Annotated in this window: 7 protein-coding genes and 1 pseudogene; 2 read left to right on the top strand and 6 right to left on the bottom strand. The window is 61.7% G+C overall.

Annotated elements, in window-relative coordinates; translation table 11 throughout:
- Nucleotides 1–83: 83 nt before the first annotated feature.
- On the bottom strand, nt 84–344 hold the full coding sequence (locus QZY03_RS31045) for a DUF6765 family protein (RefSeq protein ID WP_295588121.1): 261 nt from the start codon (nt 342–344) through the stop codon (nt 84–86).
- 897 nt (nt 345–1,241) lie between these two features.
- Here QZY03_RS31045 and QZY03_RS31050 point away from each other — a divergent pair.
- Entirely contained in the window at nt 1,242–3,461 is a 2,220-nt protein-coding gene (locus QZY03_RS31050) for a patatin-like phospholipase family protein (protein WP_295588123.1), read from the top strand.
- 99 nt (nt 3,462–3,560) lie between these two features.
- A complete protein-coding gene (locus QZY03_RS31055) occupies nt 3,561–5,753 on the top strand; it encodes a patatin-like phospholipase family protein (protein ID WP_295588126.1) in 2,193 nt (730 codons plus the stop codon).
- Nucleotides 5,754–5,804: 51 nt separating this feature from the next.
- Here the strand turns inward: QZY03_RS31055 and QZY03_RS31060 are convergent, their stop codons facing one another.
- The 5 genes and pseudogenes from QZY03_RS31060 to QZY03_RS31080 form a co-directional block, all read right to left on the bottom strand.
- A complete protein-coding gene (locus QZY03_RS31060) occupies nt 5,805–6,473 on the bottom strand; it encodes a DUF1287 domain-containing protein (RefSeq protein ID WP_295588129.1) in 669 nt (222 codons plus the stop codon).
- Between the two features lie 28 nt (nt 6,474–6,501).
- Entirely contained in the window at nt 6,502–7,035 is a 534-nt protein-coding gene (locus QZY03_RS31065; RefSeq protein WP_295588132.1) for a hypothetical protein, read from the bottom strand.
- Between the two features lie 481 nt (nt 7,036–7,516).
- Nucleotides 7,517–7,810 (bottom strand): annotated as a pseudogene (locus QZY03_RS31070) (DUF29 domain-containing protein); the annotation flags it as partial.
- Between the two features lie 15 nt (nt 7,811–7,825).
- On the bottom strand, nt 7,826–9,157 hold the full coding sequence (locus QZY03_RS31075) for a phenylacetate--CoA ligase family protein (RefSeq protein WP_295588135.1): 1,332 nt from the start codon (nt 9,155–9,157) through the stop codon (nt 7,826–7,828).
- Nucleotides 9,136–9,345 carry a hypothetical protein gene (locus QZY03_RS31080; protein WP_295588137.1) on the bottom strand — a complete coding sequence of 70 codons (210 nt, stop codon included), beginning with the start codon at nt 9,343–9,345 and terminating at the stop codon, nt 9,136–9,138. Before QZY03_RS31080 ends, QZY03_RS31075 begins: the two co-directional genes overlap by 22 nt.
- Nucleotides 9,346–9,536: the final 191 nt, after the last annotated feature.

Here is a 9,536-nt window from a genome sequence, read left to right on the forward strand (position 1 = left end):
AGGCGCTTAGCGATATCCTAGGTTCGGTAGGCGAAAAGTACAGTATCCAATTCGCTCATTGCTGATAGAGGGCTACAGATATTTCACTTGAAGTACTTATCCCTGTTTGTCAAGTCGACCAAATTATAAAGCATTTGAGGAGATGTCGCCGTCTGCTTTACCGTCTGCCGGAACGTGTAAGCATAGGGTGGTCTTCCATGTTCGCGCTCAAAGACAATCTCCCCGTTGAAATACAACTCGTCAACAAATTGACTGTTGTAGGCAATGGTGCCCGCTTCTTCTTTGCTGAATCCGGCCCAGCGTGCGAGCACCGTGATCACCCCAAAATGAAAGTCTTTGTTCATTGTCAATCTCAACTATTGATTTCGCGTATTGAACGCCCACGGTCTGCGCCGGCCATGTTGTCGACAACGTCGAGAGCCGACGCCCGAAACTAAGGGCCTTGATCGTAATTCCGGCCGGCGCGTGCGTATTCAGGGCTTCCAGCCCTGACCATGTCAGGCCAGGATGGCCTGACTACGCACCCGGCGAGACCAAGTGGCCGGAATCTTGATCGAGACCAAACTAAGAATAGTCCACGCTCACCCGTTGTCAATGCGCGGAATAAAATTTCGTTTTCGAGTTCCGGGGACACTTAATTCGCTCGAGCAAGAAGAGAAGCTTACCGTTCGCTGTAAAATGCGAGCGTGCGCAACGGGCGTTGTGGGAACGCGCAGAGTCATCTGCGGCGCGTGCCGCTTTATGCTACACGTTTGCGGGCAAGCGAAGACAGCCCCATGTTCAAACCTGCAGTTTCTTTTTTTCAATTACGCTTCGAGCCCCATAACCGCCGCGATCAGTGGATTCTGCGTCGGTTTGTTGGCCCCCACACAACCGATACCGAAACCCTCGCCGCAAAGGTCTTGTGCGAGCCGGCACCGGAGGTCGGCGAAAGCGTATTCGGTGCGCTTGGTGGTCGGATAACGGCGCGTCGTAGATCCCGGTGATTGCGGTCGCCGCCATGCAGCAATACGGACGATTGGTCACGGCATCGGGGTTGCGCGGTGGCATCTCGGCGCTGCCGATTTCCTGCTTGATCCCGCGAAAACCGGCTTCGATATCCCATCGCGAAAAACTCTGCTCTTAACACATGAGTGAACACAACGAACCGGAATCGGCGCACCCGCGCAAGATAACCTAACTGCTCTCGGGTATCCTCCCCCACGCGGCCCCGCGGTCGCGCTGCCCCGTGGAGTATCCCGATGAAACGCCTGTTGCTGCCGTGGTCCCTGTTGCTGCTCTGCTGCATCGCCTGGCCGGGGTTCGCGGCCGACGCGCCCCACCCGCGCATCGGCCTGGTCCTGAGCGGCGGCGGCGCCCGCGGGGCGGCCCATGTCGGCGTGCTCAAGGTGCTGGAGGAACTGCGCATCCCGATCAGCGCCATCGCCGGAACCAGCATGGGCGCCCTGGTGGGCGGCGTCTATGCGGGAGGCATGAGCGCGGCGGAGATGGAGCGGCGCCTGACCACGGCCGACTGGGATAACCTGCTGCTGGATGACCCGCCGCGTCAAACCTGGCCGATCCGGCGCAAACAACTGGACTTGCAGCCGTCGGTCGACCTGACCGTCGGCCTGGACAAGGGCCGGATCAAGCTGCCGGGCGGCGCCCTGGCCGGACAAAAGGTGGAGAACTTTTTCAGCGCGCTGATCGCGGGCACCGAGGCGGTGCCGACGTTCGACGACCTGCCGATTCCCTTCCGCGCCGTCGCCACCGATCTGGAAGACGGCGGTATGAAGGTCTTCGATGCCGGCCCCCTGCCGGAGGTGATGCGCGCCAGCATGTCGGTCCCCGGGGTCTTTGCTCCGGTCGAGATCGGCGAGCGCATCTATGTCGACGGCGGTCTGGTCCGCAACCTGCCGGTGGACGTGGCCCGCCGCATGGGCGTGGATCTGGTCATCGCGGTCAATCTGGGGAGCGGTTTGCTCCCGCGCGACCGGTTGCAGTCGGTGGTCGGGGTCATGGCACAGATGCTCGCCATTCTCACCCAGAAGAATGTCCAGGACTCACTCGCGCAGCTGCGCCCCGACCAGGACATCCTGATCTCACCTGATCTCGGCAGCATCACCTCAAGCGACTTCAACCGCGCTGCGGAAGCCATCCGCCGCGGCGAGACTGCCGCCCGGGCGGCGGCATCGGCGCTGCATCACCTGAGCCTCAGTCCCGCCGCCTATGCCGCCTGGCGGACCGCCCGCGCTCGCCCGACCACGGATGAAGCGCCGATCGCCGCGGTCGAGATTGCGGGGCTGACGCGCGTCAATCCCGCCCTGTTCGCGCCCCTGGCCGCCAACCAGCAGGGACAACCCCTGGACCGCGCGCGTCTGGAGTCCGACATCCAGACCCTCTACGGCTTGGGCGACTTCAAGAACATAAACTATGACCTGAATCCGCTGAGCGACCCGAGCGCGTCGGGCGATCGGAATCGCCTGCTCATCCGCGCTCATGAAAAGCCCTGGGGACCCGGTTACCTCAGCTTCGGACTCGGGGTCTCCACCGACTTCGAAGGCGACGACCGCTTCGGCCTGCGGGCGACCTATCGCCGCCCCTGGGTCAATCCGCTCGGGGGCGAATGGCTGACGACCGCCCAGGCCGGGAACCTGATGGGCTTGCGCACCGAGTTCTACCAACCCCTGACGATCGACCGCAGGGTCTTCGTCGCGCCCAGCCTGAGCATCGGCATGGCCCCGCTGAGTGTCTTCAAGCTGGGCACACGCATTGCGCGCTATGAACTGGTCCGTGACGCCATCGGCCTGGACCTGGGCAGCACCCTCCCCGGCGGCAATGCCGAACTGCGGATCGGCGCCTTCCTGGGCACCGCAACCCCAAAGCGCGATACCGGTGTCCCGGAAATTCCGGAGCAGTCGACGAACGAAAGCGGGCTGCGGGTCGCTTTCAGGTACGACACGCTCGACAGCGCCACGCTGCCGCGACGCGGCAACCGCGTGGTCCTGGACCTGCGCGCGCCGGAGCCGGTCATGGGCGCGGACCTGGATTTTCAGCGGGTGTCGGGTCATTGGACCGCCGCCTACAGCATCGGCGCCCATACGCTGGTCAGCCGCGCCGAATTCGGCGCGGGCTTTGGTGACCCCCTGCCCTATTACGACCAATTCGCACTCGGGGGCTTCCAGCGTCTCTCCGGCTATGCCATCGATGAACTGCGCGGTGAGCGCATGGCTTTCGGCGCGCTCACCTACTATTACCGCCTGACTCACCTGAAGCTGCCCCTGACGCGCGGGGTCTATGTCGGCGGCTCACTGGAAGTCGGCACCCTGGAGGACACCGAGCCGGCGCTGACCGAACCGGGGACCCGCTTCGGCAGCAGCCTTTTCCTTGGGGTCGACACCTTGATCGGACCCGCCTATCTGGGCCTCGGGATCTCCGGCGACGGTGAGGGCACCGGCTACATCAGCATCGGATGGCCCTGATCCGCCGTCACGGATTCGCAACGGCAGCACGGGGAGCGGGTCAGGTATGATCCCGCCTATGGACGCACCGCCCCGCGCCCCCATGGAGTTACGAACCTGATGAAACGCCTGTTGTTGCTGTTGTTGATTTGCTGCGTCGCGCTGCCGACAGCGGCGCGTGATGCGGCCTACCCGCGGATTGGTCTGGTCCTGAGCGGGGGCGGCGCCCGCGGGGCGGCACATGTTGGCGTACTCAAGGTGCTGGAAGAATTGCGCATTCCCATCGCGGTCGTGGTCGGAACCAGCATGGGCGCCCTGGTGGGCGGCACCTATGCCAGCGGCGTGAGTCCGGCCGAGATGGAGCGCCGCTTGACCGAGGTAGACTGGAACAAACTCTTTGTCGATGACTCGCCGCGGGACGACTGGCCGATCCGCCGCCGCGAGCAGAGCCTGCAACCGAACTTCGACTTCAGCGTCGGCGTGCGTGACGGCAAGCTGCGGCTGCCGAGCGGGGCGCTGGCCGGGCAGAAGGTCGAACTGTTCTTTGGTGACCTGGTCAAGAACGCCGACGGGATCAAGCAGTTCGATGAACTGCCAATCCCGTTCCGCGCGGTGGCCACCAATCTGGAAAACGGCGACATGCAGGTGTTTGACTCAGGCCCATTGCCGGAGGTGATGCGCGCCAGCATGTCCGTTCCAGGGCTCTTCGCCCCGGTGGAGATCGGCAAGAACATCTATGTGGACGGCGGCCTGGTGCGCAATCTGCCGGTGGACGTGGCCCGCGCCATGGGTGTCGATCTGGTCATCGCGGTCAACCTCGGCGGGTCTTATCTGCCCCGCGATCAACTGGAGTCGGTCGTGGGGGTCGTGGGACAGATGGTCGCGATTCTCACCGAGCAGAACGTCCAGCGCTCACTCAAGGAACTGCGCATCGGCAAAGACATACTGATCTCACCCGACCTGGGCGACATCACCTCGAGCAACTTCGACCGCGCCGCCGATGCCATCCGCATCGGAGAGCTCGCGGCGCGCAAAGCCGCGCCGCGACTGGCGCACCTGAGCCTCAGCCCGGAGGCCTACGCGGCCTGGCGGGACAGCCGCCCACTGGCAATCCCGGACCGGGCGCCCATCGACGAAGTCAAGGTCGCGGGCCTCGAATTCGTCAATCCAGCCATCTTCGAGCCCCTGATCGACCATCAGCAAGGACAACCGCTACACCGCAAACGGCTGGAGTCCGACATCGAGAAGCTCTATGGCCGCGGCGACTTCAAGAACATCAACTACGACCTGGATCGGAAGAACGGCACCAACCGCCTGGACATCAACGCCCGCGAGAAACCCTGGGGACCCGGCTATCTGACCTTCGGTCTCGGCATCGCCACCGATTTCGAGGGCGACAACCGCTTCGGCCTGCGCGGGACTTATCGCCGGACCTGGATCAACGACCTCGGCGCCGAATGGTATACGACCGCGCAGATCGGCAACGTCACCGATCTCTACACCGAGTTTTACCAACCGTTCTCAGTCGAACGCTCCACCTTCATATTGCCCAGTCTGGGGTTTTCACGAGTGCCGCTCAGTGTTTTCAAGGACGGGCGACGTGTCGCGCGCTATGACCTGTCGCGCAGCACGCTCGGCCTGGACCTGGGCGCAACCCTCTTCGGCGGCAATGCGGAACTGCGCATCGGCGCCATCCTTGGCCGCGCCAATGCCAAACTGGATACCGGCGACCCTGAACTCCCCGAACCGGAGTCCAATGAAACCGGCCTGCGCGCGGCCTTCGTCTACGACACCCTCGACTCCGCTTTTCTGCCGCGGCGCGGCAATCGCCTGGCACTGGACCTACATTCGCCCCAACCGGCGATGGGGGCAGACGTCAGCTTCAACCGCGCCTCGGGCTACTGGGCCGGGGCCTTCAGCTTCGGGGACAACACCATCGTCGCCCGCTCCGAGGTCGGCACCGCCTTCGGCAGCGAGATGCCCTATTACGATCAATTCACATTGGGCGGCTTCCAGCGCCTGTCAGGCTATGCCACGGACGAGTTCCGCGGCAACAACCTCGCCTTCGGCTCACTGACCTACTACCGCCTGCTCACCGCCCTGCCGCCGCCGCTGGGCCGCGGAGTCTATGTCGGCGGATCACTGGAAGTCGGCACCCTGACTGATACCATCGAGCAACTGAACGAATCCGGAACCCGCTTCGGCAGCAGCTTGTTTCTCGGTGCCGATACCTGGCTGGGACCGGCGTATTTCGGTGTCGGTTTGACCGGGGACGGCGAGACCACCGGTTATATCATCCTCGGACGGCCATGAGGCCCGCAGCGTGGTTCATGGGTTCCCAAAGAGAGGTTGTCGTTGTCGTGATCAAGGCCGACCGCGCGGCTCTGCCCCATCCGCCGCCTGAACTTGCTTGATTTCGTTGACTCTGTAATGACCAGTCAGTTCAAACTCAAAGAGCCGGTCTTCTTCTTTTGTTCCAGCCCCGATATTATGAATAACCAAAGGGACTCCCCATAGGGTCTTTTTATCACTGACAATCATGATGTGGGGCAAGCGCGGAGGAACAGTACAGGTGACCAAGTCTCCCGGCTTGTAATCGTCGGCTTCCTTTGACACTGCTACGGAATACCCCTTTCTCTCAAAGTAGGTCTGCAGGTTGGCGACCCGGCGATGATCGATATTGCTATCCGGCGATCCCAGGCCCCATTTCTTCGGATACATTCCAAAATGACGCTTCATATCCTCATGCACAGATTTCTGAAGATCCAGACCAAGACCGGCTCTCAGGGCACGAATCACGACATCGGTGCAAACGCCCCTATCGATCGGGACATCCCCGTCAGGATATGCAATCGATCGGTATGCCGGGTCGTAGCGAACGGTCTTCCCGATTTGTTCGCGGGCAGCGCTGACGATGGACGAACCGATGGCGGTATCGGTATCGGAGCACGCGGAGAGCATTCCCGAAAAACAGATCGAAAAGACGATTATCGGAGCGAAAGCGATCTTCGTCTTCCGAAATTCGTAATCCAACTTCGCCTCTTTTACTCGCCCGCCATCGCTAGACGGGCCATTTCTTGCGAAGATCGCTGAGACGAACGCGCAGCATTCGCATGGATTCCAAAGATGCCCCTAATTGGTCGATAGAGTAACGAGTCTCGCTTTGCTCCGGCGAGGTCGGAAGCCCGATTACATTTGCCACTAACTGCTGAATCGGTATAAAACCCCATCGGCCATGAAATAATTGGTTACGAAGCAAACGAATTGCGTGAGCATCATTCAACCAAGCAGCGTAAAGGTCAACCGCAGGGCTACCCGCATACTTTTCTTGCACGAGCTTTTCTAGTAACCTCAGTCTCGCAGATAAGTTCTGGTTGGTAAGCTTTTTCGTCAACCACTCTAGCTGTTGACCCTCATCAGACCAGACAAGAAAAAGTCCTAGCTCCATATCTAGCCGCGAATACTCGAACAACATTAATCCCAAAATTGTCGCGGCCTGTTGCTCAAGTTGATTGTGTTCCGCTGTCATTTTAATTTCCATCAATACCAGATGCTCACAGATGAACACAGATTTTCTCTCTTCATCTGTGAACATCTGTGTCCATCTGTGGACAAATCCGATTGATCACTTTGGCCGAAACGCTGATCAAAGCCGGCCTGCGTAGGCCTTGATCATAATCCCGGCCATCGCACCGACAGCGAGGCCGCTGGTCCGCACAGCGGACCCTACGGATCGCGGCCTTACCGTAGGGTCCGCTGTGCGGACCGACGCGCCTAGGCTGCATGCAGTCCAGCACCCAAGCACCTTACCCCGTCCGGAGAGGCTACCGCACTCCCCACCCCGCCGCCAAGACGGCGCTCCATCAAACTGGACCACGACCTCGACTTACCCGTGCGGGCGTTGGTCTGAACCCGGCCGCCTCGCGATCTGCGCGGTCGTCGGTCCGCGCGGCGCACCCGACAGATCCCGACCTGACCATGGGTAAATTCAGGGAAATGATCTACCGACGTGTAGGGGCGACTTAAGTCGCCCCTACAGGCGCCCCTATAGCCCGGTGGATCTTGGACACCAATCCTTACTCAGGCAACCACCCCGAATCGAGAATCTGGTCTGCGCTCCATGGGCAGGAGTCCGGAAAATCCGCAAGGCCGGTCTCGTCAGCAGCCCGAGCCGTGGCGTCATCCCAGACACCGGCCCACCAAGCCGGTTCGTTGAGCTTGGGTCGAAGACTCGGGGTCTCGGTGAGGCGTCGTACGATGCCGCGGCGTTGATTGCGGATGGTCACCTGCCAACTCGCGCCCCGGCGTCCGGGCTGGCATTGCCACTTGAGCAAATAGGCCAGGAGAACGGCCATCCGGTTGACGAGTTCCCGCTGTTCGCTTGGTCAAGCCTCGGTCAACCCCCGCTTATCCATCACCCGCTTCGCCTTGCCGGCAAAGCGCTCGATGCTGCGCGGTTCCACCAGCTCGACTTCGGCGCGAATGCCGGCGACCGTGTGAATTTCGCGGGCAATGCGCTCACGCAACGCCTGCATCCGGTCCATACGATCCGAGAAGGATTCGCGGCGGATCTCCACCTTGACCGTGACCTGATCCAGGGTGCCGGGGCGGCTGACCTCGATCAGATAATGGGGGGTGGTGCCGTCGACCCGCAACAGGGCTTCCTCGATCTGCGATGGGAAGACATTGACTCCGCGGATAATCAGCATGTCGTCACTGCGCCCGGCCACCCGGCTCATGCGCAGGGTGTTGCGGCCGCACGGACAGGGCTCGCGGTAAATCCGCGCGATATCACGGGTCCGGTAGCGAATCATCGGCATGGCCTGCCGGGTCAGGGTGGTGATGACCAGCTCACCAGGCTCACCCTCGGCCACCGGCGCCAGGGTCTCCGGGTCGATGCACTCCACCAGAAAGTGATCTTCTTGCAGATGCATGCCGTTGCGGGCCGCGCACTCGCCGCTGACCCCGGGGCCGATGACCTCCGAGAGTCCGTAGTTGTTGAAGGCGAGGATATCGAGTTGCTCTTCGATCTCGCGGCGCATGTCCTCGGTCCAGGGCTCGCCGCCGAAGTGGCCGTAGCGCAGCGACAGCGCGCGCGGGTCCAGTCCGGCATCACGGGCGGCGTCGGCGATGGTCAGGGCATAGCTCGGGGTGCAGATCAGCGCCTCGGGTTGCAGATCATGGATGATATCGAGCTGACGCCGGGTATTGCCGGAAGCGGCGGGGATGATGGCCGCACCGACCCGCTCGACCCCATAGTGCAGCCCGAAGCCGCCGGTGAAGAGCCCGTAGCCGAAGGCAATCTGCACCGTATGCTCGGGTTTCAGACCGCCCGCGACCAGGAAGCGCGCGCACAACCCGGACCAGATGCGCAGGTCTTCCGGCGTATAAGCGACGAAGGTCGGCCGGCCGGTGGTTCCGGACGAGCCGTGAATGCGCGCCACCTCCTTGCGCGGGACCGCCAGAAAACCCAATGGCTGGTGGCGGCGCAGATCGTCCTTGGTGGTGAACGGCAGACGCAGCAGATCATCCAGCGTGCGGATGCTGCGCCTGGTGATGTCATGCAGGGTGAAATGGTCGCGGTAAAAATGGACATGCGCGACCCGCTCCACCAAGTCACGCAAACGCTCCAGTTGCAGCGCCGCCAGATCCGCCCGCGACAGGGTCTCCGCCGGGTCGAAGATGCGGTTTTCGATTAGAAAGCCGGAATGCGGCATGGGTGATTGACTCTCAAGAAGAACGGCTCATAAATGAACACGAATGAACGCACTTGCCGAAAAGAAACATTCTCGTTGTCGTTGTCGTAATCGAGTTTATCGTAGCGCCCCGGATGCTCTCGCACCGCGCGGCTTCGCTGTCCGCGCTTGGTCGGCATCGCAACGATCCGCATCAACAGCCAGGCCATGATCGCCGCTCCGGCCAAAGCAACCAGCCGAATTTATCCACAGATGTCACAGATGTTCACAGATGAAGAAGAACATCTGGGAACATCTGTGACATCTGTGGATGAAATTTCCGTCCCTGGCCCATGGTGGCCTCGATCAAGATTCCGGCCGCTTGGGCTCGCCGGGTGCGTAGTCAGGCCATCCTGGCCTG

The organism is uncultured Lamprocystis sp. (genome assembly GCF_903933125.1).
Classification (GTDB): Bacteria; Pseudomonadota; Gammaproteobacteria; order Chromatiales; family Chromatiaceae; genus Thiodictyon.